General features: G+C 63.1%; 23 protein-coding genes and 1 pseudogene. 14 read left to right on the top strand and 10 right to left on the bottom strand.

Annotated features, from left to right (window positions below):
- The first annotated feature begins 265 nt into the window (after positions 1 to 265).
- Positions 266 to 1528: a phosphotransferase gene (locus AB0H42_RS07915; protein ID WP_357051484.1), complete on the top strand. Its 1263-nt coding sequence runs from the start codon at positions 266 to 268 to the stop codon at positions 1526 to 1528.
- Here the strand turns inward: AB0H42_RS07915 and AB0H42_RS07910 are convergent.
- Positions 1522 to 1746 carry a hypothetical protein gene (locus AB0H42_RS07910; RefSeq protein WP_357051481.1) on the bottom strand — a complete coding sequence of 75 codons (225 nt, stop codon included), beginning with the start codon at positions 1744 to 1746 and terminating at the stop codon, positions 1522 to 1524. The genes AB0H42_RS07915 and AB0H42_RS07910 overlap by 7 nt on opposite strands.
- Positions 1747 to 2207: 461 nt before the next feature.
- On the opposite strand from AB0H42_RS07910, the gene AB0H42_RS07905 reads away from it, so the two are divergent.
- Entirely contained in the window at positions 2208 to 2792 is a 585-nt protein-coding gene (locus AB0H42_RS07905) for a dihydrofolate reductase family protein (protein WP_357051478.1), read from the top strand.
- Positions 2793 to 2818: 26 nt separating this feature from the next.
- On the opposite strand, the gene AB0H42_RS07900 is transcribed toward AB0H42_RS07905, so the two are convergent.
- Positions 2819 to 3229 (bottom strand): RidA family protein, encoded by a 411-nt coding sequence (locus AB0H42_RS07900; protein WP_357051476.1) that lies wholly within the window; start codon positions 3227 to 3229, stop codon positions 2819 to 2821.
- A gap of 78 nt (positions 3230 to 3307) precedes the next feature.
- On the opposite strand from AB0H42_RS07900, the gene AB0H42_RS07895 reads away from it, so the two are divergent.
- Positions 3308 to 3715, top strand: coding sequence for a helix-turn-helix domain-containing protein (locus AB0H42_RS07895; protein WP_357051473.1), 408 nt, complete (start codon positions 3308 to 3310; stop codon positions 3713 to 3715).
- A gap of 167 nt (positions 3716 to 3882) precedes the next feature.
- A complete protein-coding gene (locus AB0H42_RS07890) occupies positions 3883 to 4644 on the top strand; it encodes a dienelactone hydrolase family protein (RefSeq protein WP_357051470.1) in 762 nt (253 codons plus the stop codon).
- Positions 4645 to 4820: 176 nt separating this feature from the next.
- Here the strand turns inward: AB0H42_RS07890 and AB0H42_RS07885 are convergent, their stop codons facing one another.
- Positions 4821 to 5006 carry a hypothetical protein gene (locus AB0H42_RS07885; protein ID WP_357051467.1) on the bottom strand — a complete coding sequence of 62 codons (186 nt, stop codon included), beginning with the start codon at positions 5004 to 5006 and terminating at the stop codon, positions 4821 to 4823.
- On the opposite strand from AB0H42_RS07885, the gene AB0H42_RS07880 reads away from it, so the two are divergent.
- Together AB0H42_RS07880 and AB0H42_RS07875 are read left to right on the top strand one after the other, a co-directional pair.
- On the top strand, positions 5006 to 5161 hold the full coding sequence (locus tag AB0H42_RS07880; protein WP_357051464.1) for a hypothetical protein: 156 nt from the start codon (positions 5006 to 5008) through the stop codon (positions 5159 to 5161). The two genes, AB0H42_RS07885 and AB0H42_RS07880, sit on opposite strands and share 1 nt — an antisense overlap.
- 416 nt (positions 5162 to 5577) lie before the next feature.
- Positions 5578 to 6060: an RDD family protein gene (locus AB0H42_RS07875; RefSeq protein WP_357051461.1), complete on the top strand. Its 483-nt coding sequence runs from the start codon at positions 5578 to 5580 to the stop codon at positions 6058 to 6060.
- A gap of 375 nt (positions 6061 to 6435) precedes the next feature.
- Here AB0H42_RS07875 and AB0H42_RS07870 read toward each other — a convergent pair whose 3' ends face one another.
- Positions 6436 to 6627 carry a DUF397 domain-containing protein gene (locus AB0H42_RS07870; RefSeq protein WP_357051458.1) on the bottom strand — a complete coding sequence of 64 codons (192 nt, stop codon included), beginning with the start codon at positions 6625 to 6627 and terminating at the stop codon, positions 6436 to 6438.
- Complete coding sequence (locus AB0H42_RS07865; RefSeq protein ID WP_357051455.1) at positions 6624 to 7517, bottom strand: helix-turn-helix transcriptional regulator; 894 nt, start codon at positions 7515 to 7517, stop codon at positions 6624 to 6626. Before AB0H42_RS07865 ends, AB0H42_RS07870 begins: the two co-directional genes overlap by 4 nt.
- Positions 7518 to 7757: 240 nt before the next feature.
- Between AB0H42_RS07865 and AB0H42_RS07860 the strand changes: the two genes are divergently transcribed.
- From AB0H42_RS07860 to AB0H42_RS07840, 5 genes are all read left to right on the top strand, one after another.
- The gene (locus AB0H42_RS07860) at positions 7758 to 8465 is read left to right on the top strand and encodes a hypothetical protein (RefSeq protein WP_357051452.1); all 708 of its coding nucleotides are present in this window, start codon (positions 7758 to 7760) and stop codon (positions 8463 to 8465) included.
- The gene (locus AB0H42_RS07855; RefSeq protein WP_357051449.1) at positions 8462 to 8677 is read left to right on the top strand and encodes a hypothetical protein; all 216 of its coding nucleotides are present in this window, start codon (positions 8462 to 8464) and stop codon (positions 8675 to 8677) included. The genes AB0H42_RS07860 and AB0H42_RS07855 overlap by 4 nt, the downstream gene beginning before the upstream one ends.
- Positions 8678 to 8763: 86 nt before the next feature.
- A complete protein-coding gene (locus AB0H42_RS07850) occupies positions 8764 to 9159 on the top strand; it encodes a hypothetical protein (protein ID WP_357051446.1) in 396 nt (131 codons plus the stop codon).
- Entirely contained in the window at positions 9156 to 9758 is a 603-nt protein-coding gene (locus AB0H42_RS07845) for a DUF3558 domain-containing protein (RefSeq protein WP_357051443.1), read from the top strand. Before AB0H42_RS07850 ends, AB0H42_RS07845 begins: the two co-directional genes overlap by 4 nt.
- Positions 9759 to 9770: 12 nt before the next feature.
- Positions 9771 to 10385 (top strand): DUF3558 family protein, encoded by a 615-nt coding sequence (locus AB0H42_RS07840; protein WP_357051440.1) that lies wholly within the window; start codon positions 9771 to 9773, stop codon positions 10383 to 10385.
- Positions 10386 to 10450: 65 nt separating this feature from the next.
- Here AB0H42_RS07840 and AB0H42_RS07835 read toward each other — a convergent pair whose 3' ends face one another.
- A complete protein-coding gene (locus tag AB0H42_RS07835; protein WP_357051437.1) occupies positions 10451 to 12781 on the bottom strand; it encodes a hypothetical protein in 2331 nt (776 codons plus the stop codon).
- A complete protein-coding gene (locus AB0H42_RS07830; protein WP_357051434.1) occupies positions 12768 to 13091 on the bottom strand; it encodes a hypothetical protein in 324 nt (107 codons plus the stop codon). The genes AB0H42_RS07835 and AB0H42_RS07830 overlap by 14 nt, the downstream gene beginning before the upstream one ends.
- A 174-nt stretch (positions 13092 to 13265) precedes the next feature.
- Here AB0H42_RS07830 and AB0H42_RS07825 point away from each other — a divergent pair, with 174 nt between their 5' ends.
- Both AB0H42_RS07825 and AB0H42_RS07820 read left to right on the top strand, forming a co-directional pair.
- Positions 13266 to 15029: a hypothetical protein gene (locus AB0H42_RS07825; protein WP_357051431.1), complete on the top strand. Its 1764-nt coding sequence runs from the start codon at positions 13266 to 13268 to the stop codon at positions 15027 to 15029.
- Positions 15026 to 15805, top strand: a complete 780-nt coding sequence (locus AB0H42_RS07820; protein ID WP_357051428.1) for an ESX secretion-associated protein EspG — start codon at positions 15026 to 15028, stop codon at positions 15803 to 15805. The genes AB0H42_RS07825 and AB0H42_RS07820 overlap by 4 nt, the downstream gene beginning before the upstream one ends.
- A 67-nt stretch (positions 15806 to 15872) precedes the next feature.
- Here AB0H42_RS07820 and AB0H42_RS07815 read toward each other — a convergent pair.
- The 3 genes and pseudogenes from AB0H42_RS07815 to AB0H42_RS07805 form a co-directional block, all read right to left on the bottom strand.
- Positions 15873 to 16854: pseudogene (locus AB0H42_RS07815) on the bottom strand (IS110 family transposase); the annotation flags it as partial.
- 136 nt (positions 16855 to 16990) lie between these two features.
- Positions 16991 to 18085 carry a DUF3320 domain-containing protein gene (locus tag AB0H42_RS07810; RefSeq protein ID WP_357051425.1) on the bottom strand — a complete coding sequence of 365 codons (1095 nt, stop codon included), beginning with the start codon at positions 18083 to 18085 and terminating at the stop codon, positions 16991 to 16993.
- A 123-nt stretch (positions 18086 to 18208) separates the two neighbouring features.
- Positions 18209 to 19285 carry a DNA cytosine methyltransferase gene (locus AB0H42_RS07805; protein ID WP_357051423.1) on the bottom strand — a complete coding sequence of 359 codons (1077 nt, stop codon included), beginning with the start codon at positions 19283 to 19285 and terminating at the stop codon, positions 18209 to 18211.
- A gap of 169 nt (positions 19286 to 19454) precedes the next feature.
- On the opposite strand from AB0H42_RS07805, the gene AB0H42_RS07800 reads away from it, so the two are divergent.
- Positions 19455 to 22262: a DUF1156 domain-containing protein gene (locus AB0H42_RS07800; RefSeq protein ID WP_357051420.1), complete on the top strand. Its 2808-nt coding sequence runs from the start codon at positions 19455 to 19457 to the stop codon at positions 22260 to 22262.
- Position 22263 lies beyond the last annotated feature (1 nt).

Below are 22263 nucleotides of genomic sequence, written 5' to 3'. Positions count from 1 at the left end.
ACTATCGGTAGCGGATTTCACTGCCGATGGACGACGACGGACTTTTGGCTGCAGTTACGATTCACATCGAATTGATCGACGAACGGAACCGTGGGCCAACCCACAGTGAGGGGACGAGGTGGCGCTGACCAGACGGTTTCAGCCAGTATCTACCCTCCGACCGTTCGTGCACCGCGGGACTGTGCCCGCCGCGTTCGACAGCGCGCTCGCCGCCACCTTCTACTTCGCTGCCTGAGCGCCCGGTCACCGGCAACGGAAACCTTCGATGGCTAGGTTGGGCGACGATAGGGTCATCGCGGAAATGCTGCATGCGGCCGAACGCATCGCCGACGCGCTCGTGGACAGGACCGCTCCTCAGTTCAGCAGAAAGCATCACGAATTCCCGGACCACATACGGAACCACCTCGAACGAGTCCAGCACCAGGACGAGCGGCTCGCACCCGAGGTGTACAAGATCGGTCCGGCTGCGCACACGGACCGCAATACCGCCACCGAAGAGTCCGCATACGGCTCGAGCACGCGGGGGCCGTTCCACGATCCGGACGCGAAGCGAGTCGAGATATCCCTGGAAGAAGCTCAGGAGCTGTGCGACCAGGTCCGTGATCGGAAACCGGATTTCGCCGGAACCGGTAACAGGGTGCATCTGATCGATACGAGCTCTGGTCCAGCTGTGATGCGTTCCAATAAAGATGAGCCAACCGTGACTTTCATGAAGAAATGGATGCCCGAGAACACGGCGATAGCGTACGGACGCGATCATGGCATGAGAACACCCAGGGTCCTCCATGCCGGGGTGGATTCGGTCACCGGTCGGGCATTCACAATTATGCAGCCTATTCCCGGTAGAACGCTGAAGGTCGATGATCCCGAGCTGATGAGTTGTCTGCCCGAAATTTTGGATCAGGTGCATCCGATGTCTCCACGCCCCGTACCGAAAGGAATGGAAATGGATATACCGGAGTGGCAACGGCAGATGATCCAGCATGCCGACGACGAGTATCACCGCCTCCCACCGGATCGGCGGGCGAAGCTCGACGAACTCGGCCTAGGCCCGCTGTCCGAGTATGTTCGGCCGGACCGTAGTCGTTTCGGTGAACCGGTCGTCTTCGGCCACAACGACATGTATCCGGGCAACGTCAATCTCGATGCAAGGAACGGAAAAATGGAAGTGTGGCTTTTCGATCTGGAGAACGCCGGACCCAGTGATTCGATCTATGACGGAGCGTTCTTCCTTGATCGTTCGTTGAATGACGAGACGGTCCGCGCACAGGCCACGGCGATGTGGGCCGAGCGGATATCGTCCGTGAATCCTGCCGTTGATGCCGAAGCTGCCCTTCGCATGTACCGTGATATTCAGGACTGGAGAGTAATGGCGATGTCCCCCGATGTAATGCCGGGTGTCACCGATCCGGGCCAGTACGAGAAATTTGTCGACTTGTACCACAAACGGCTATCTCGGCATTCTGAACCCTGGCCCAATTTTTCACGGGAGGAGTTGAGTGCAGTGTTTCGCGGATGGGGTCAGTAACCTCTTGTGTCTGTGCGGGACAGCCGCATCGTACCGATCGCGAAGATCGCCACGCAGACCACCGCGAAGTAGATCCTGCGGCGGTCACGGCGGCGATCACACCGAAGACGATCGGTTTCGCGATCGGGAAGGAGCCGGCGGCGGGTCTGGATGCCGAAAACCGTCTCGACCGTATTGGCTTTGAATTCCGCGCACAGCGACGACACCCCGCCCGCCATGAGGATGAAGGCGGAGAAGATGAGGATCCAGTAGGCGGCATTGGTCCGATCCGTGGTTGGAGACGCTCAGTACAAAAGCGACCCGGCCGGGTTTGGTTTCGACACCGGGAATGGGAATCACGTTGTCCGGCCCCTGCACGTGGGCGGTTTCGTCACCGACCCCGCTGCGACCGGTGTCGAGGTTCGTCCAGGACACCCGGAACTGCTGTTCGTAGCCCGTCTCCGACGCGGCGTCGGTGTACAGGGTGAGATCGATGATCCCGGGCGCGACGGGGGTCGCGGTGACCTTGCTTCCGGCGTCGTGTCGTCGGGGGTCGGTCGGTCCGATGCCCAGGCCCCGCCGATGCGGCGCTCGCGGTGACCGCCTCGGCGGTATCCGGAGCCCCGGCCCCCCGATGAGTTTCGCCGTGGTTCCGCGTCTGTACCTGTACGTGCCCGATCACCGCACCCGAGGAGAGCATATGACCGCCACCTACACCTTCGACGTTTTCTCCAGCCTCGACGGCTACGGCTCCTACGGAGAAGACGGCGACTGGGGCGGCTACTGGGGTAAACAGGGCCCCGAACTGCTCGACCGCCGATTCGAACTATTCGGCACCGAGCAGCGAATGATATTCGGTGCCAATACTTTTCGTCAGTTCGTGGAGATGCTGGGCTCCGGCACCGAGGAGTCCGGGGTGGGTGACCCCTGGGTCACCCGGATGCGGAACCTGCCCGCGACGGTGGTGTCGAGCACCCTGGAAGGGCCGCTCGACTGGCCGGACGCGACCATCGCGAGCGGAGACGCCGTCGAGATCGTCGCCCGGCTCAAAGAGGAGTCCGAGTTGCCGTTGCGGTCACACGGCAGCTTGTCGATGAACTGGGCGCTGCTGGCCGCCGGTCTGGTCGACCGGGTGCAGGTGACGATTTTCCCGGTGATCACCGGGCGGACCGGCACGGACCCGATCTTCGGCGGCGCGGCCGATTTCGATCTGGAGCTGATCGAGAGCCGGACGCTCGACGGCAATATCCAAGAGCTCATCTACCGTCCCACCCTGCACGGGTAACGTTCGGGCGCCGCTTCTCATACCACTCAGTCCAGCACGGCGTACGCCTCCACCTCGACCAGCACATCGGGCTCGAACAGGTAGTCCACACCGATCGCCGACAAGGGCGGCAACGGTTGAGGTATCCCGAGCTCCTCGACGACGCGCTCGATCCCCGCGACGAAGTCGTCGTACTTGTCCGGGGTCCAGTGCGTGACGAAGAAGCGCAACCGGACAACATCGGCGAAACTCGCGCCCGCCCCCGCCAGCCCGCGTGCCGTACTGCGGAGGGCGTGCGCGACCTGACCGGCGAGGTCGCCGGTCGCGACGGGATTGCCGGCCGCGTCGCGCGCGATCTGGCCGGCGATGTGCACCTGACGGGCGCCGGAAGCGATCGAGACATGGTGGTACGGAACAGGGGCGAACATGCCTTCGGGGGTGAGCAGCTGCACTGTCATGGTGGTCCCTTTCACTGATCGAACAGGTATCTGATGTCTACCTGGTGTCCGAAGGGAACTTCAACGAGACTAGGTGTCATGCCGGAAACCGCGCCACTGCCCCCGGGCAGCCCGCAACTCACGCAGGCCCACCGCGAACTGCTCGATCAGGTCCTCGACAAATGGTCGCTCCAAATCCTCGACGCGCTGTGCGAGCACGGGTCGCTGCGCTTCAACGACCTCCGCCGGGCCATCCCGTTGGTGACGCAGAAGTCGCTCACCGCCGCGTTGCGGCGGCTGGAACGCAACGGGATGGTCGATCGGATCGTCACGAGTACCCGGCCCATCGCGGTCGAGTACCGGCTGACGCCGCTCGGCCGGTCGCTACAGGACCTCATCGACGCACTCCTGCACTGGGCCACCGGCACACTGCCCGAGGTCGAATTCGCCCGCACCCGGTTCGACCAGGAGGCGGAAGGCGGACAGGCCCGTTCACGTACGAGCTGAACGGACGCTGGGGAGTCGGCGAACCATGCCGACGCCGGGGGCGCGGAACGGCAGTATCCGCGCCCAGCGACGATCAGTAGGCCCCAGACCGGGCTCGACGCCGTATCGCATCGGCCGAGCCGAACCCGGTATGTTCGAGAACGCTCGACACCACAGGAGGTTTCACAATGACTGAAGTCCACGGTATGTCGGTCGACATCCAGACCCCTGACGGTGTCGCCGACGCGTACGTCACCCACCCCGGCGACGGGGCCGCCCATCCGGGAGTACTGCTGATCCAGGACGGTTTCGGGGTGCGGCCCAGCCTGCGAGCCCTGGCCGACCGTATCGCCGCGCACGGCTACACCGTCTTGCTGCCGAACGCCTTCTACCGGCACGGTCCCGCGCCGGTGCTCGAACTACCGGATTTCATCGACCCGGAGGCACGGCCGGAGATCTTCCAGCAACTCTTCCCGATGATCCGCGAGCTGACCCCCGAGCTGCTGCGGTCCGATGCCGGCGCCTACCTCGCCTGGCTGGCCGCGGCGCCGCAGGTCGCCGCGGGAAAGGTCGGTGTCACCGGCTACTGCATGGGTGCGCGACTCGCGGTGCTGGTCGCGGCCGGGTTCCCCGATCGGGTCGCGGCGGTGGCCGGATTCCACGGCGGCCCGCTGGTCACCGAGAGCGCGGACAGTCCGCATCTGCTCGTCGGAAAGATCACGGGAGAATTGTATTTCGCCCATGCCGGCGAAGACGTGCACAAGGCGCCCGACCATTTCGACCAGTTCGACAAGTCAGTCGAGGCGGCCGGTGAGCGGCACCGCACCGAGGTCTACGAGGGCGCGAAACACGGCTACACCCAGGCGGATACCGCCGCCTACGACGCCGAGTTCGCCGAGAGGCACTACCGCGAACTACTGGCCTTGTTCGACCGCAACCTGCGGGGGTAGCCGCGCGCGGACCGTTGGCCGGACCGCAGCGCTTCGCCCGGCTGATCCGCGATATCGCCGACGGTTGCGATGCCCGTCGCTATCTCCGCGAATGTTCGCACTGCTGTGGAATCGACAGAGCGCGGGCCGTTGCCCCGCCCGCTTCTTCGTCGTGACGGAACCCTTCGGACTGCGGGTTACGATGCGATACGCGGTACGGCACGGCTGTTGTGCAGGAGACCGAAGCGTCCGGTGGTGTCGGGTTCGAGGAAGATGAGGTCTCGGTATTCTCCCTGGTCCGGGATCGTTTCGACGAAGTGCGTCTCGCTGATCGCCGCCAAGGTCACGACCGAATCGGTGACGGCGATGGTCGCGCCGGGCAATGGTGGCTCCGCTCTGGGTCGACGAGGACGAACTCGCCCGCATTCACCAGGGACTCCGCGAACTTTTCGACCCCCTGGTGCGCAATCCGCCCGGGAGCGGCCGTCGTCAGCTCACCCTGGGTGTGGTGACGGTCCCGCATCCATCGTCGGAGTGATGGTGCGACCTGTTGGCGAAACAGTGGCGGCACAAGCGTTTCCGAGCGGTACGGTCCGGCCGGAGGTGGTTGACTCGTGGTGGCTATGCGGCCGTGGGCCGCAAGAAGTAACAGCAGTCGATTGCCCGTAGCGCGTCCGAGTCCGTGATCGCGCTGGCGCTGCGGCGCACGACCGGGAGTCGCAGACCTCGCTCACCGATGCAATGAACTGCTCGTCGGCCCGCTTCCTCCTACCGCGCCGCGTGCGTCCTACCTGTCACTTTCCGTTATCAGCCGTATTGAGTCCGTACTGCGAGATGGACACGAAACAGTGTCGACACCGCCGCTGCCGCCCCCGCCGTGGAATCCTTGAAAATCGACATGCCGTGAGCACGTGACAGGCACCCGGAGCCACACAGCGTTCGCTAGGAGGCGTGATGACCGCAGGTGGATTCGACCCCGCATACAGCCCCACAGCAAGCCCCGCCAGCAGCATCAAACCAGCCGGCCTGGGCAAACGCGCGGTAGCCAGGTTCGTCGACTGGATCATCGCCGGCATCATCGGCGCCCTCTTCTTCTGGCTCCTCGGCACGGTTTGGGACCTCCCCGACTGGGTCTCGGTCCTCCCCGGTGCCGCCTTCGGCTGGCTCTACTTCGTTCTCTTCGAAGTGTCCTCCGGCTCGACACCGGGCAAGAAACTCCTCGGCCTGCACGTCAACGGGTCGGGCAGGGCACCGAAACCCAGCCTCAAGGACTCCGCGGTCCGCAACGCCTACATGCTGCTCAACCTGATCCCGTGGGTGGGCGGGCTGCTGTGGTTCGTCGCGGCGATTGCCATCGCGTTCACGATCAGCTCGAGCCCGACGAAGCAGGGTTGGCATGACAATGCGGCGGGGGGGACGCAGGTCATCGACCAATAGCCACAGTCATCATGTCTGGGACGTGGCGGACTGGCCCATGCTTGATATGGCCCGGCATCGGAGCAGATGCTGGGCCATATCGTTTGACCATGTCTGATTCACTCGCGTAAACAACTGCGGCGCGAAGATGGGGGAGCACCGGGTGGGGGTGTACTGCATGAGAACGAGATCGTCACAGCGAACAACCGGCCCGCAGTCTCCCACCCGGGCCTGGCCGCACCGTTGGGAAGCTCACCGATATCCGCGACCGGGTGCTACGGGGCCATCTGTTTGTGATCCATCGCCGGTCCTTGCGATCGCGGCCGTCATGATTCCGGGTCTGGCGTCACATGGCTGAACTGAGCTGAAAGAAGCCGTGATCGATTGTGGCAACCTTCAGGTAGCTGACGAGATATCCCGGAGGAAGCCGTCCCACTCTGCGGGGGTGAACATGAGCACCGGGCCCGTCGCATTCTTCGAGTCACGGACTCCGACTGCCTCATCGAGGTGAGCGACCTCCACGCAGTCGCCGCCATGCTGGCTGTAGCTGCTCTTGAACCAGATAGCGCCGGATAGATCATCGTTCACTCGGCATGCTCCTCTAAGACTTCCCGCATAAGGAACCTGGTGTCCTCTGGGCTCAACGCTACATCGCGCAGGGTTGCCACTGCTCTTCGATGGCGATCGATCTGGTCGTCATCTTCCAGGAACAACGCTCCGGTAAACCCTTCGACGAACACCACGGGCGGCTCCGGAACGTGGCCGGCGCGCAGTGGCGGGAATTCGAACAAGGTGAACGATTGAGTGATCAGGCCGAAGTGTCCGCCCACACCGAACGGGATAGCCCGGATCGCTACGTTCGGTAGTTCACCGGCTTCCAGCAGCCGACGGACCTGTTCGCCCATTACTTGTTTACCGCCGATCTGGTGCCTCAGCGCTGCCTCCGACAGCAACAGCTCCAATGAAAACGGCTGTGTCCCTGTTAGTTTTCGCTGCCTCCTGGCGATCAACTCCAGGTGCCGCTCCTTGTTCGCCGCAGAAATGTCCGGTTCGGTCGTCTCCATGATCCACCGGCGGTAGGCCGGGGTCTGGAGCAAACCGGGCAGCAAGGTGAGTTGGAACGTCGTCATGCTCGCGCACGCCTGCTCCAGGCTCATGAAGTGATCGAAGTGCGGGTTGACCACATCGGCATAGTCCCGCCACCAACCTCTCGACGGATCCCCTTTTGCTGCTTTCACCTCTTGGATCAGTCCCAGCACTTCATCGCGCACGTCCTCGGCCGCCCCGTAGAAATTCAGCAGATCCCTGAACTGCGCGGTACTGATCCGGACCGGCTGGCCTTCCTCCAAGCGTCCGATGCCCTGCTTGGACACCTCGATCGCCAGCCCGGCAGCCAGCTGACTCTTCTTGGACTGGGACCGCAGTTTCCGAAGCCGCCGACCCAAAGCGCGCCGTGGAAGAGTCGAACCAATAGCCATGCCCACCCTCGCTATCTCGTCGTGGTCCAGTACGGACCTATGTTTTCTGGACCTACCCATACTGGACGCCTGACGATCTGGCCAAATGTCCCCGAATAGTCTTTTCAGCGAACAGCTTTCGGAGTCTACTGTAGCCACCCGATGGCCGGGAACTCGAATAAATGTCGAGCGCAGATAATTTCATTGCAAACCCTCAGGAAGGGCTGCCGGAATCGCATTTCCGTGCCGGCAGGAATTGCCATGCGCGGTCATGGGTCAAATCACCATCTACGAAAAGGGATAGAACAGATGACGTTACGTCCGGTGGACGGAAAACAACACGCGCACCGCCCCCGTGCGATCGGCTATCTCCGAACCGATCTCTCGCCCCATGAGGCCCACGACACGGAGACTATCCGTCGACTCGCTCGACGGCAGCATCACACGCTGGTCTACATAGTCCGACTCGGCCCCGACTCCGTTCCGGACGCTATCGCTCACGTCCTCGATATCGTGTGCGCAACCGGCACAACAACACTGATCACCCCCGACCTCGCGCACCTCGAAAACCATCCCGGCCGGGTCTGCGACACCTGCGACCTCATGACGGTGTGTCCGGGACAGCTCTGGATGAAAGCCGTTACGAACCCACATGAAAATCCACACGAACCCATCTGGTTGCCCGAGGTCTGGCACAGCGAGCCCGACGCCCGGCTGCGCATCGCCGACGCGCACCGCGTCATGCAGACCCACCTGACCTGCAATCCCTTGGACTGCCCTCGCAAAGCCGCCGCGTTCGCCCTTCTGGTCGAAACCGGCAAACTCGTCCCCGCCACCCGCAGCCCCCGCGAACGCGCCGTCTCCCGCAACCTCGCTTACCCGCCGGTCGGGCCGACCACCCCGGGCATGTGCCCATCCCCCGCGATTCTCCAACGGCTACTCACTGGTCTCGAACAGGTGCAGCCATGAGCGTCTACGCAACCCAACAGTTCGGCGCCGATGTCCACCTCACGGTCTTCCTCCACGGCCTCCGCCTCGACTACCGAGCCCATCCAACCGCCGCCGAGCGCTTCCTCGAGGAGTGGACCGCACACCACGGCATCCACACGGCTGCCGTCCTCCGTGAGGACCCGGCCGACCTCCCACGTCTCCCTTGTGAACGCCTCTACCTGGACCGCTGAGAACTCCGCGTTCGGCGTCGGTGAATCTGACCCAACCTCCCCTTCTGTTAGCCTGAGCAACCGAAGCCGTTGAGGGGGTCCCATCGATGAATCAAACCGCAATCGACTACGGCCAAGCACAGATCACGGCCTTCAGCAACGCCGCGGCCGCAGGAGAAATCAAGTATGAGCCGGACGTCGCTCGTCAGGCTGCCGCCGAGTACCAGAAGATGATCAACGGGCTCTTGGAAATCCGCAATCGACTGCGGACGGTTACCGAACCCCAAGGGTTCGGGGGCTTTCGATCTGCGTTGGACCTGCAGAGTGGGTTCGGTAGGAAGGCGGCCGACGGGCTTACTGTCCTCGACCAGCTGGTCCAAGGAGCCATGCAGCTCCAGGAAGCATACTTTCGTGCCGGCGATCTCATTGCCGAGGCAGATCAAAGCAACGCTGCCCGGACCAGATTCGTCGCGGAAAACGCTGGACTTGGAGCGCCTCAGTGATCAGAAAACTCGCGCTGGTTCCGGCTGTTGTGGTTATTGTCTTCGCCGGTGCCTGTACGACTCGGACCGACGACACGACTTCGTCCGCGCCTTCGCGTATCACGACAGGTCCCAGTATTGCGGCGAATGTGCCGCCAACATCGAGTCAGGTCAACAAGGGAAGGGCTCGGGTCGAGCGTGACCCATGTACTGACCTGAGCGATGAGGCTGTCGAGGCGGTTGGTTTCGACCACCTGACGAGGCAGCGGATCGACCGGATATTCGACAGCTACTCCTTTGTCGGATGCCAGTTCGATCACGAAGAACGCGATCAGTTCGAGATGATGACGACTACCAGGACTCTTCAGGTGTACGCGACGAATCTGACGCTCGATGAGTTCCGTGGGCGGGAGGGAGCGGCCGCCACCCCCGCCCAAGTGAATGGGCGCGCAGCCATAACGTACACAGATCCGTCGGCTGAGGCCTGCTACACCGTAATCGAGACGAGCTACGGAACCCTCGATATCTCGAAGAGCGTTGCCAGCGTGTTCACACAGGAAAAGCCTTGCGACAATATGCAGGAAATCGCTTCGGCAATCGATACCTCTATGCCTGATTGACAGGATCGTTGAATGAGAATCATCTCCACTGTGTGTCCTGTTGCTCTGGCCGTCATCATCTCGGCCGGTTGTGCCACATCGGGGAACTCGGACACGCCAACTGCCGCCCCGCCCAAGCCGGCAGGGCCGCCGGTGATTGCCATATCCGTCCCCCCGGCGAAAACTCTGTCCGGTGACGGTCAGCCATTCGCGGGCCCCGACCCCTGCCTGGAGTTGGGCGACGATGTGATCGAGCGTCTCGGATTCGACCCTCTCAGCCGGGCGCGGAACGAGGAGACTCCGTCTGCGCATGTATTCGTCGGATGCAGCTTCGAAGGTCGAGAGCTGGCGTCGCCGCCCTCGCCTTCGCAGTCTTCCGTGGTGACCGGTTTCCTCTATGTGAGTGCTTCCAGTATGACGCTGGGCGAAATCCGAGATGGAATCAAGAACGCAAGCGATACTGAAGTGGGCGGGCTCGAGGCCGTTGAGTATGTCTACGGAGACGATAAAATCTGTGATGTCGTCATCGAACGGCCCTATGGGACCCTATCTGTGCGTAGATCGGTTGTACGGTCGAGTTCCCGGCAGGAAGCTTGTGCTGGGATCGATGAGATAGCCGAGGAAGTTTCGTATCGTCTTCCCGAATAGAGGCTTCGCTTCCGACGTGTAAGACGCTGGTCTCCTCCTGCACGCTGCAACTCGTGTTCGACAGGCTATTTGTCTCGTTCAACGACATTTATCCTGTACGACTGGCCGTAGTCGGTGATGTACTGGTCCAGTCCTCGCGTATCGGTAAACTCCTTGAATATATCCCAGGTGGTCGTATCAGCCCTGATGTCACCAAATTTCATTGGGCCGTTCTCCGTCTGCAATTCCGCTGGGAGGACCCCGGCGGAGTATGCCGCGTTCAGGACGGCCTCATTGGCGCTGATTACAGCATCGACATTCATCATCTGCTCGTCCGGCCGGTCGAGGAATTTGTAATCCGGATTGGCTCCGAGCATGTTCTCCACAGCTTTCTGAACCGTCTCGCCGGCTTCGACTCCCGCGACTCCGAGACCCGTTTCGACCGGCTTGACGACACCGACAGCCGTATCGGTTAATCCGCCCGCCACCTGCGCGCCCAGCATCTTCGCCCGGTGGAGGGCATCAGTGGGGTTCAAGACTTCCTCCCCCTTCATTTGGTCTTGATGGATCAGCGCATTCCATATGGCCTTGTCGGCGCGGCCGGATAGCGTGCCGACGTCACTGTCGTCCAAGCCGGCCGTTATATCGCCCGGATTGTCACGCATGGCTTTGGCGAGTTCGTCGATACGGTACTGCTCGATCGCGGCAGTCAAAGTGACCCTGCCTTCATCGCTGTAGCCCGCCAGCTGCATGAGGCCGTCAGCCTCCGCTGCGCTCCACTCGACTCGGCCGTCGGGGTAGACAGTCGTGGCGCTGAAACCGGCCGCCATGCCGGGAATGCTGACCGACTCCAGATTCTGTGAAACAGCACGACTTATCGCCGCGGAGAGTTCTGGACTGTTTGCGATGCCTTCTTGGCTCTTCTCCCATGCTGCGCTGTCGTCAGCCGGGGCGAGCATTGCACCGAGGCTCGCGAGCGCCTCCCGGCCTCTCTCGCCTCGTGGATCATCGGCAGGTAGAGCGGCCTCTTCGGTTATTCGGTTGACCATGGTGGAAGCCGCGACCCCGTTGTCGGATCCGGACCAATCATGGCCGAGAAGGCTACGGACGGTTTCCTCTGGCTTGTATCCTTCGGGCATTCCTTCGCCTGTCCAGATCTGGTGGCTGCTGTCATCATTCCGCCCCGCGATACCGAGGAACTCTGCGGCGGCATCATCACGCCCAGGCCAGGTGTACTGGTCCTGCACCATGTCCGATGATTTCAGGACCATCTGGGTACCCAGTTCAGTCCCGGGCTCGTAATCGGGGTTGGCCTCGCCCAGTAGCGCCGCGAGCGCGTTGGTGTCTTCCCATTGCTTCTGCAAACCCGCGGCCGGCCCGCCTGGCACATCGGGCTCGAGGGGATCCGGATCTGTGCGCCGGGATTCGAGCAGCTGCCGCACGTCTTCGGGAAGTTGCTGGTAGCTGCCCGGGTTCGTCAGCGTCCCGTCGGGGTTGCGGCCGGTGCCGATGTCCTCGTTGCTGACCACCATCAGCCCGTTTGCCAGCGAATCCAGCTGACCGGCGGCCTCGGGGTTGCCAGCGGCTTCCTCGGTACGGAGATGTTCGCTCAGCGCCAGGACGCCGTCCTTGCCGGCTGCCTGATAGAGGCCGCGGTAGTACTCCTGAACGTCCGCCGGCAGATTGTCGACCTCGCCACCCTCTGCCAGGATTCTCAGTTGTTCGTCGGTGAGCGCTCCTTGGGGCAATCGGCCCGCGATTTCCTCGAGTGCCTCGGTGTTCTCCTTGTCCGGAAGAGAACCATCGGCCCACGCGGCGAGTGCTTCGCCGTCTTCCTTACCCAGTTCACCGGAGTCACTGGGGGAAACCGAAGTCACCGAGACCCCGTCTCCGATCAGGTCACCTCTCACCCGGACCTCCTGAGCCGCCGTAGTTATCCCTAGGCCCACTTCGCTGATCGCATTGGCGAGGCTGTAGTAGGCGGCGTTGATCGCGTCCTGGTGGAGATGGACCTTGTCGGTGACTGTCTGCTGATCCTGCTGGGACAGGCCGGTACCGGTACCCGATACAGCCCAGTTGTCGGCCACCTGCAGCCCGACCGGACACGTCGGGTCGTTCTCGGCCTCGCCCACTTTGCCGAGCAGAACACGACGTTCGTTGGCCAGCCGCTGATCCGCGCTTCGCAATGCGACCGCCACGTCGCGAATCTCTTGAGAGAGCTTTCGGCCTTGGTCGTGTTCCTCGGTGAATCGGTCGGCTGCTGCGTCGTGTGCCGCCCCCGACCAGTTGGTGCCGGTGAAGTGCGGGAGCATCCGGCCGAGTTCTGTCTCGTAATGCTGGGTGTCGGTCTCGAGTTCGGTCGCCCACTCCGAGAGCTTCGCGGTGTTCCAGGATTCGACCTGCTTACGGGTTGGCATGCTCGCCGCCTCCAGGAATCCGGAAGTCCATGGTGTTCAGCTTGTCTTTGAACTGCTGGTCCGTGGTGTTCATATCGTCGGCGCACTGCCTGACGATCTCCGACAACGCCCGTATCCGGAGGGCTGTTCGCAGCCATGCACCTTCGGTGAACTCGCCTGCCTGCGCACAGATCGTTCCGAGGTTGCAGCCCGGAAGTGCCGCTCCCAGCTGGTCGCCGGTGGTTCGCACGTCGATCTCGTCGATCTCCCCGCCGATGCTTTCCAACGTGTCGGCCAGCTTCTTCAGCTCATCGATATCAGCTTCGAGCACGCGCCGATAACCCCCTCGAACTCTCGGCTCCGTCGGCTCGGACGGTCGTCAGTGAACAGATGCGCTCAGACGATATCCGAGCCCCCCGAGGGCGGGCCAGCGGGAGGTATGCGTTCGTTCGCTGTGCTAATCTCCGGCCAGCGGGCTGGCGCGCCCGTGAGCGAAGGGGGCTTTGTGAGCGAGCAGGGGCTGCCGGAGATTCTGCTGCCGGGTGTCGGTGACTATGTGGCGAACCAGCAGTCGCAGGCCGCTGTCCAGCAGACCACGGAGGCGCAGGGCCGGGTCGCGTCCTGGGACTCCGGGCTCGCCGATCTCGGCGCCGGCACCGACCCGGATTTCGTCACCACCGTCGAACACTTCGAGGGCATGACCCATCAGGCCATGTATCAGGCGGTGCACGGCGAAGGCGAGGGCGGGATGGACGCGGCCGGTCTGCGGACGCTGCAGCAGGTGTGGCGCGAGAACTACTCGGATCTCCTGAATCTGACGATGTTCAACCGTCTGGGATTGAACCGGATCTTCTCCGATGGCCTGTGGACGGGGGCGGCCTCCGATGCCGCACAGGTCGCGTCGGAACGGTATGCGATGGCGGCCAATCAGATCGGGCAAGTTTTCGCCTCTGTGGCCGACCGCCTCGACGCGCTGGCGTGGTCGGCCGAAGCGGTCCGCGCGGCAGTACAGCCGCCACCCGGCACGGCAGTGCTGTACGCGGACCCCGACGACCCAAGCCAATCCTTGCTACCAGGACTGGTCAACCCAGAGTTCTCGGATCAGGATCGAGCGGCCCGGGAATTGGCGCGACAGGAAGCAGTGCGGGCCCTCAACAACATCTACAAACCGACTTACCCACCGGCCGGTTCCGGTGTACCCACATATGTGTCCGTTCCGCAGCTCGCTGGTGATATGCCCGGTGCACCCGGTGGGAACAGCCCCGGCACGCCGGGGCTCTCGGTGACCACTGCCACAACACCGCCCGGTGCACCCACTGCGCCGGGAGCACCCGGGGAAGCGACTGCGCCGGGCGGAGACACCCCGGCCGGTCTCGATCCCGGCCAATTGGGAGCGCTGGAAGGGCTGCTGCCCGAAACCGGTACCCTCCCTGACGATCCGGCGGCGACGACGACGGCGGGAGTCACACCGAGTGTCACAACCATGCCCGGCAGCCCAGGGCTCGGCACACCGGCACCGACAGTGGACAATCCGGATCAGCCCGGCCGGACGGTAAACAGCCCCGGGGGGCCGGGCGCGCCGGGCACGTCCACCACCCAGCCCGGCCCGATGGCCACCGGAGCTCGGGGGGTGTCGCCCGCCGGTCGCAATCCGATGGCGCCCATGGCGCCGGGTGCCGCGGCGAACCGCCGCCAAGAAGACGACGACGAGCACACGGCTCCGGATTATCTGCGCCGCGTATACGACGACTGGACCGAGGGTCTTGCACACCCGGAGGGGGTGATCGGTGCAGACCCGGCATTCGAGCTGGACCCGAGCGATGACCGACCATCCGGGCCGAACTCGTTTATCGATGACGAGTTCGATTCCTTCACAGACGATTTCACGCGCCCGGCAGTTGCTCCGGAAAGCATCGGCACCGCAGGGATATCGGTGACTTCTGCCGCGACCAGCTTCCCTGCTCCGGCTGCCTGGCCAAATTCCCACGTGCCGTCCGTCAGCAATTCGGAAACATCTGCTGTTGCCGCGCAACCCGCCCCACCGGAACCTGCGCCCGGCAGAGTCCCGCCGCCGTCGGTAGCAACCCGAACCGAGCACCCGGCCCCACAAGCGCACCCGGCGAGAGCCGAAACCACAGAGCCAGTCGAAGACAACGCGGACGCTGCGGCGGCCGACGCCGCGAGTCCGGTGGAGCCGGAGATCTTCACGGTGACGGGCCGCGGTCCGATGATGGACCTCGACGCCCCCGGCAACGATTCACCCAAATGACAGACCCTTCACAGCAACGTTGGATTCTCACCCCGGACGAGTTCGCCTGGGTGTGGATGGAAACAGGCAGCGATCTCCATCCAGATCCGATCAGCGTCGTCGAATCACCCACTACCGAAGACGAATACCGCCTGCTGGCCCGGGAAATCAGCGCCCGATACCCGCGGGGCGGCACTCCGAACCTGACCGAGGCCCTCCGTACTCTTGCCGATCCCGAACTGCGAATCATCGGCACCGGCTACTCTCATCAATCCCCTGACAAACGTCTGCGAGTGGTGGCGGCGGCGGTCGGCGAATCCGGCGCGGTCGCGGTCCAGCGCTCCGGCCCGACCGCGGAAGCCGGCGGTGACATCCAAGTGCTCACCACCACCCGGTCGATGCTGGCTCGTCATGTCGCGGCGGCGATGCCGCCCAACACAGCCGGACCAGCGGAACGGATGGTCGGCTACACGCCGCGGATCCGAGGTGACGAACCACCCGCCACCTATTTCCGGGACAGTGCCGGCCGGGCGCCGGTAGAGGAACGAATCCGGGCCTTCCTCCGGGCGCCGCGCGCGGCGGAAGGCCACTTCACCATCGCAACACACGTGTCACGTGGCGCGCCACCGGCTTATCTCAGCTGGGTCGATATTCGAGAAGATCGTCCTGCGGCGGGTCGATACCTGGTCGCGGTCAACGAGAACGACACGACGGTCGCCCCGGCATCCCGAGAGGACATCGAGCGGCACCTCACCCACCGTGCCGAGCCGGAATCGGCATCTCGGCGTGACTTCTAGTTGTATGAGGCCGGGATGTTGGTGACGCTGGCGGAGGCGGCTGGCTGGTGGCCGGTTCCCGGCGGCGCAGGCGACGGTTGCCCTCGTCGCCCCGTGCTCGGGCCGCTGCCGGTGCCGGTGCCTGGTCCCACCGCGAGCGCATGACCGCGCCGACGTGATACCGCGGCCGGTGGTGCCAGGCGGCCTCGACCAGCAGTCGCCGGGCGTGGGTGTTTCCGGTCTTGGTGATGGCGCACTGCACACGTGACGAACCCGACGAGCACTCCGACGGCGCGAGACCGACGAAGGATCCGACCATATTGCCTGTGAACCGATTCCAGTCACCGATCTCGACCGCCAGCGCGAAGCCCGTCAAGGTGCTCACCCCGCGCAGGCAGCACATCCTCCGGACGATCGGAGTGAACTCACTGCCGGCGGCCATCTCCTCGATCGCGGTGTCGAGGCGCCCACGCCTGGCCTGCATCGTCAGGACGTGGTCGCAGTCGGCGTCAAACGTCGTCCGTGTCGCCTGTGAGGTCAGCTGCGGTGCCGCTTCGGTGCGCAGCCACCGGTCGTGTGCTCCGGTCCAGGCGGCGCCGTCGTAGTAGACGATGCCGTGCCGCAGTAGCAGTTTCGACAGTCGATGTCGTGCTCGCATGAGATCACCGCGGCAGTCCTCACGGGCCCGCACCAGATCCCGCGCCGCCTGCTGATCGACGGTCGGGATCGACACTGCACAGATCTCGTCGAGGCGCAGCAACCGTGCCAGATGCATCGCATCGCGGGCATCGGTTTTGACCCGGTCACCGGACGGTCTCTGCAGCTTCGACGGGGCGGCGACCTCGCACCGGATCCCTGACTCCGTCAATGCCCGGTATAGCCCGAACCCGGTCGGTCCTGCCTCGTAGACCGCAGCTGCCGGCCCCGGGAAACCAGAAATCCAGGATCGGATGTGGTCGTAGGACGGAGTCGGACGGGCCTGGAACACCTCGCCTAACGCTGTCGATCGCTGCTGCCGCGACCGAACGTGCGTGCACGTCCAGTCCTACGCTCGTACGCTCGGTAAACACCGGGCCTCCCACCACTGTCGGAAAGACCGGGCAGTGCGCTTCCTGCTCGGAACCCACGAACATGGGTGAGTGAGGCCCCGGCCCGCAACCCCGGCTCAACACCGGCGGTCACCCATACCGTCTAGATGGGAACCGATCACCGCGCTTGCCGGTTGCGGTGTGCTGCGTTCTCCGGGGCGGATTCGAGTGCGGCCGCGCGCTGTTTGCGTCCGCAGTCGGACAAGTAGGTGAGTCCGTCCGAGGTGATACGCCCCGATTCAAGCATCAGGTTAAGGCACGCCAGCATTCGCGTCGAACCCTGCGCCGAGATTCGCGAAATCCCTAACAAAGCGGCGGTCCTGCGGAACAACTCGTCGCGACGCAATGCCACCAGTGCAGCCGTCTGCATAGCGTTGGCGATCTCTTCGGGTGCGATCTCCACAAGCGGACGGGTGTTACCGGCTACGGGTGTTCGAAACCCACGCCATCGGTCGGGGTCGCATTGTTCGGGCCACACGAAGGCGCCCATCCGCGACCGTCGGATCATGGCACGGGGAACCCGCCGCTTGATCTGTTCCTGCCTGCGTGACGATGCCCGTTCGAAGCCGAAACGCTGAACGATCGTGCGCGTCAGGCGGTCCATTGACAACGGCCCCTCTACGTTGGCGATCTCACGGATTGCGGCGTCGATCACACCGCCGACTGCTCGGGACCGGATCTGATCCAGGTCGTCGGGGACACCAAGCGGCGTGATAAGAACGCAGACGTATGGCGTTGCGTTCCCGGGGAGCGCTTCGGTGGCAGGAGGCGATCCGTTACCGTGGTCGGCTGTGGTCACCGAGTGTTCGATCAGTGCGAGCACAATTTGATTCGCTGCTGCTGAGCCGATTCCTGGCGCGTGCGTCAGTTCCGCCACGGAAAACTGCAACACGGTGTTTGCCAATGGCGAGTCGGTGACGGCATCCGGACGGATACCGGTGGCGTCCGAAATACCTCCGATCGCTCTACTGCCGAGCCCCAAGGCGGAGACGCCGATGTTATCGGCGATTCTGGGAAATGCGGTGCGAAGGCGGTCGTTGGCGTGGCGGGCGACGAAAATCTGTGTCAGTTCGCTGCAGAGCGCAGGCACATCAGTATCCAAGGAGGTTTCGGCGGGCGTCTGGCTGAACCACCAGTCGAGATCGGGTGCGAGGTCTTCGAGGACCTGCGCTTTCCGGGATACGTATCCTTCGAGCCACGGCAACAGTTCCACCCACGGTTCGTCGGCGAGCAGTGGCGGGTGATCAGGTCGATTAGGCAACGCTTGCTTCTCACGGATAGGGATGAGTGGATCCAGCGCTCCAGTATGGCCGCAGTCCGGGACGTGATGGCATGGTCAGCTGGATTCGAGGGCGCCGGCGATCAATCTACCGATAGCCGCCGCGAGTGGAATCGGCACGGCGTTGCCGATCTGACGTGCGATTGCGGTCTTCGAACCCACCCACTGATGGTCTTCGGAGAAGCCTTGAAGTAGCGCGGCCTCGTAATGAGTGATGGCACGATTCTCGGTCGGATGAAGGTACCGGCCCTTCTCCGGTTTGAAGAACTCCGTCCGAATCGTCACCGACGGCCGGTCCCAGTGCAGCCGGCCCATAACGTCCGCCGAGCCGGTGGTGTGGCGACGCCAGCAGGGGGAAAGTAGCTCGTCCGGGATGTCGAAGCGGTTTCCGCCTCGAGGGATCGAGGCGAAGCGCGCGAGGGAGCGGTCCTCGAACTTCCGCGTCACATGCAATTGAGATGTCTTGAAGGCGCCGGGGAAGCTTCGACCGGCGAACTCGACATGCTGGTCGGGTAGTTCGCGTTCAGTGACAGCGGCGGGAACGCCTGCGAAGGCGTCGCGGACTGTTCGCTGGCGTGTTGTGGTCGTCGGGGGTGCTCCGGACGCAGGGAGATCGCGGTGACGCCCGATGACCACGGTGCGCTTGCGCGCTTGTGGGGATCCGTAGTCGGCCGAGTTGAGGACGAACGTCTCAAAGGTGTAATCCGCGAGGCGACCGCCTTTTCGGGTGGCGCGCTGGAACAGCGCGAACTCCGGCGATGCCAGGAATTGCGGCACGTTCTCGAGCACGAACATCCTGGGCTGCGCCCGCTGGACGGTCTGCGCATAGTGCAGCCACATCCGGTTGCGCGTGTCGTCGGCATCCTGTTTGCCCAGGGTGGAGAACCCCTGACATGGCGGTCCTCCAACGACAACGTCGACCGCAGGTACCTCTTCGTCCTTCAGCCAATCCTCGATACGACCGGGATAGACGAGGTCCCCGAAGGTGGTTCGGTACGTCGCTGCGGCCGCGAGGTCCATCTCTACTGCGCGGACGGTCGCGAATCTGTCATCTGATTGATGCAATCCGGCCGTGAGTCCGCCGGCGCCGGCGAACAGGTCGAGAACTCGGAAAACCGGTGATGACGTGGACACACGACAACGATAGCCGGCGCGGCGGACAGAGTTAAGTCAGATAGGCCACTCGGCCGAGTCGCCCGCAGTGCCTGTCACGTCGGTTCCGTCATGTAACTATTTGCTTAGCAGTTCATACAGTCTTATTGAGGCGGCCGGTCAGCCACCTCGTCGAAGGAGGGCTCCAGCGGTGACGCGGCGGAAGTTGATCGAGGTGGCGTTGCCATTGGAGGCCATCAACAAGGAGGCCGCGAGGGAGAAGTCGATCCGGCACGGGCACCCCTCGACACTGCACCTGTGGTGGGCACGTCGGCCGCTGGCTGCGGCCAGGGCGGTGTTGTTCGCTCAGCTCGTTGACGATCCCGCGTCACGACCTGAAGCCGAGGCGATCGAGGATCCGGACGATCGTGAACACTGGATCCGCGCGGAGCGCTCGCGACTGTTCCGGATGATCGAAGATCTCGTCAAATGGGAAAACACCACTGACGAGCGGCTTCTCAAGGCAGCTCATGACGAGATCCTGCGCTCGACCGACGGCAACCCACCGCCGATCGTCGACCCCTTCGCGGGCGGCGGCACCATCCCACTCGAAGCGCAGCGCCTGGGTCTCGAGGCCCATGCGTCCGACCTCAACCCGGTCGCAGTGCTGATCAACAAGGCACTGATCGAAATCCCTCCGAAATTTGCCGGCAATGCACCGGTATTTCCTGACGCAGCCGAGTCGAAGCTGGGGAATTGGCCGAACGCGACAGGCCTCGCCGAGGACGTGCGCCGCTACGGGCAATGGATGCGAGACGAGGCCGAGAAGCGAATCGGGCACCTCTATCCGAAAGCTACGCTCGCGGACGGAGCCGAGGCGACAGTCATCGCCTGGATCTGGGCCCGCACGGTAATGTGTCCGAACCCTGCTTGCGCAATAGAGATGCCCCTCGTTCGGTCGTGGTGGCTCGGGAAGAAGAAAGGCAAAGAGGCATACGTCGTCCCGGAAGTGGTCGATGGGCCGCACGGCAAGTGCGTCCAGTTTCGAATTGGATGCGATCCGAAACGTGGCCCTGCGAAAGATCAGGATGGTACCGTCGGTCGTAATGGTGCAACTTGCGTCTCTTGCGGCACTGCAATTCCCCTAGAGTATGTGCGAGAACAGAGTCGGAATGCGGGACTAGGTTCTCGGATGATGGCGACGGTAGCGGAGGGAGATCGTCGTCGGGTCTACCTATCGCCGACAGAAGTGCAGACTGCTGCAGCGTGGGTTTCGATGCCGCAATCAGTACCAGCCGGCGACTTGTTTGATTGGCCCGGTCGGATCAACGTTGTCCGCTATGGACTGACGAAGTTCGCCGACCTGTTCACTAATCGCCAGCTCGTTGCATTAACGACATTTAGTGATCTTGTGTCGGAGGCGCGCGAGAAGGTGCTCGCGGACGCAGAATTGGCAGGAATGTCCGTTGGTGAGCGGCTGGTAAACAGAGGGACCGGCGCTGCCGCATACGCGGACGCTGTCGCGACCTATCTGGGGTTTGGCATCTCGAAGGCCGCTGATTACCAGAACTCGTTGTGCGCGTGGCGGAGTGATCCCAAGAATGAAGGTGTGGGTCACTTGTTCGCTAGGCAGGCGATACCAATGATCTGGGACTACTGCGAAGCCAACCCACTGTCGTCCTCATCGGGGAACATTCGCGATCAGTACACCTGGGTTAGTAAGGTTATCGAACGTCTTCCTGCAGCCGCTTCCGCATCGGCCAGTCAATCAGATGCTTCGTCGCGAGATTTTAAACGCGTACTGATCTCGACCGACCCGCCTTATTACGACAATATTGGATACTCCGATCTCTCTGATTTCTTTTATGTCTGGTTGCGACGCTCACTGGAGGGCATCTTTCCGAGCACGTTGGGCACGATGCTTGTGCCAAAGGCTGAAGAACTTGTGGCCAATCCCTACCGGCATGATGGTAGGGACGGCGCGAAGGAGTTCTTTGAAAAGGGGTTTCAGCGGGTATTTGCTAACGCGAGAAATTCGGCATACGAAAACTACCCGATAGCTGTTTACTATGCCTTCAAGCAGACCGAAACTGACTCCGAGGGCAGCGCTTCAACAGGTTGGGAAACCCTCCTTGAGGGAATGATCCGGTCTGGATGGGCAATTACGGGCACCTGGCCCATGCGAAGCGAGCTGGGTAACCGTATTCTCAGTAGAGGGACCAACGCGCTCGCATCGTCAATTGTCCTTGCGCTGCGGCCGCGTTCGGAAACTGCGCCTTCGACTGAGCGCCGCACGTTTCTCAATGAGCTGCGCGATGAGCTTCCTGAGAAGCTGCGTGAGCTCCAGCAGGGTTCCATTGCGCCTGTCGACATGGCACAGGCTGCCATCGGCCCCGGTATGGCGGTTTTCTCCCGTTACTCCGATGTCATCGAGCCCGACGGCTCCTCGATGAGCGTGCGCAAGGCCCTATCCCTGATCAATCAGGTTCTCGCGGAGGTTCTGTCGGAGCAGGAGGGCGATTTTGACGCTGCCACGCGGTGGTGCCTCAAGTGGTTTGAAACCCATGGCTTCAACGAGGCGCCCTACGGTGAGGCGGAACAGCTCTCGGTGTCGATGAACACATCGGTGGCCAGCCTCGCGCGATCCGGCGCGATCCGGTCGGGGCAGTCGAGAGTGACGCTCATTCATCCCGACGACCTGCCCGACAACTACGACCCTCAGCGTGACAACGACATCAACCTCTGGGAAGTCGTGTGCCACATGGCAAAGTCTTTGGACACGGTCGGAATCGACGATACGGCCCGGATCATGGCGGGCGCGGTCGATCGCGTCGACCTCGACTCCGCCAAAGGGCTCGCATATCTCGCCTACTCGATCGCCGAGCGGAAGAACTGGTCGCAGATCGCGCAACTGTTCAACGCGTTGGTGACCACATGGGCAGACATCGCCGCAGTCGCCCGCGAACACCAGGGTGGTGTTCCGGAGCAGGGCCAGCTTGGCCTCGACGAGCTGTACTAGG

Origin of the sequence: Nocardia sp. NPDC050799 (assembly GCF_040654015.1) — a bacterium.
GTDB lineage: Bacteria > Actinomycetota > Actinomycetes > Mycobacteriales > Mycobacteriaceae > Nocardia.
Note: the sequence above shows the minus strand (reverse complement) of the source record. Positions and strands in the feature narration are given on the sequence as shown.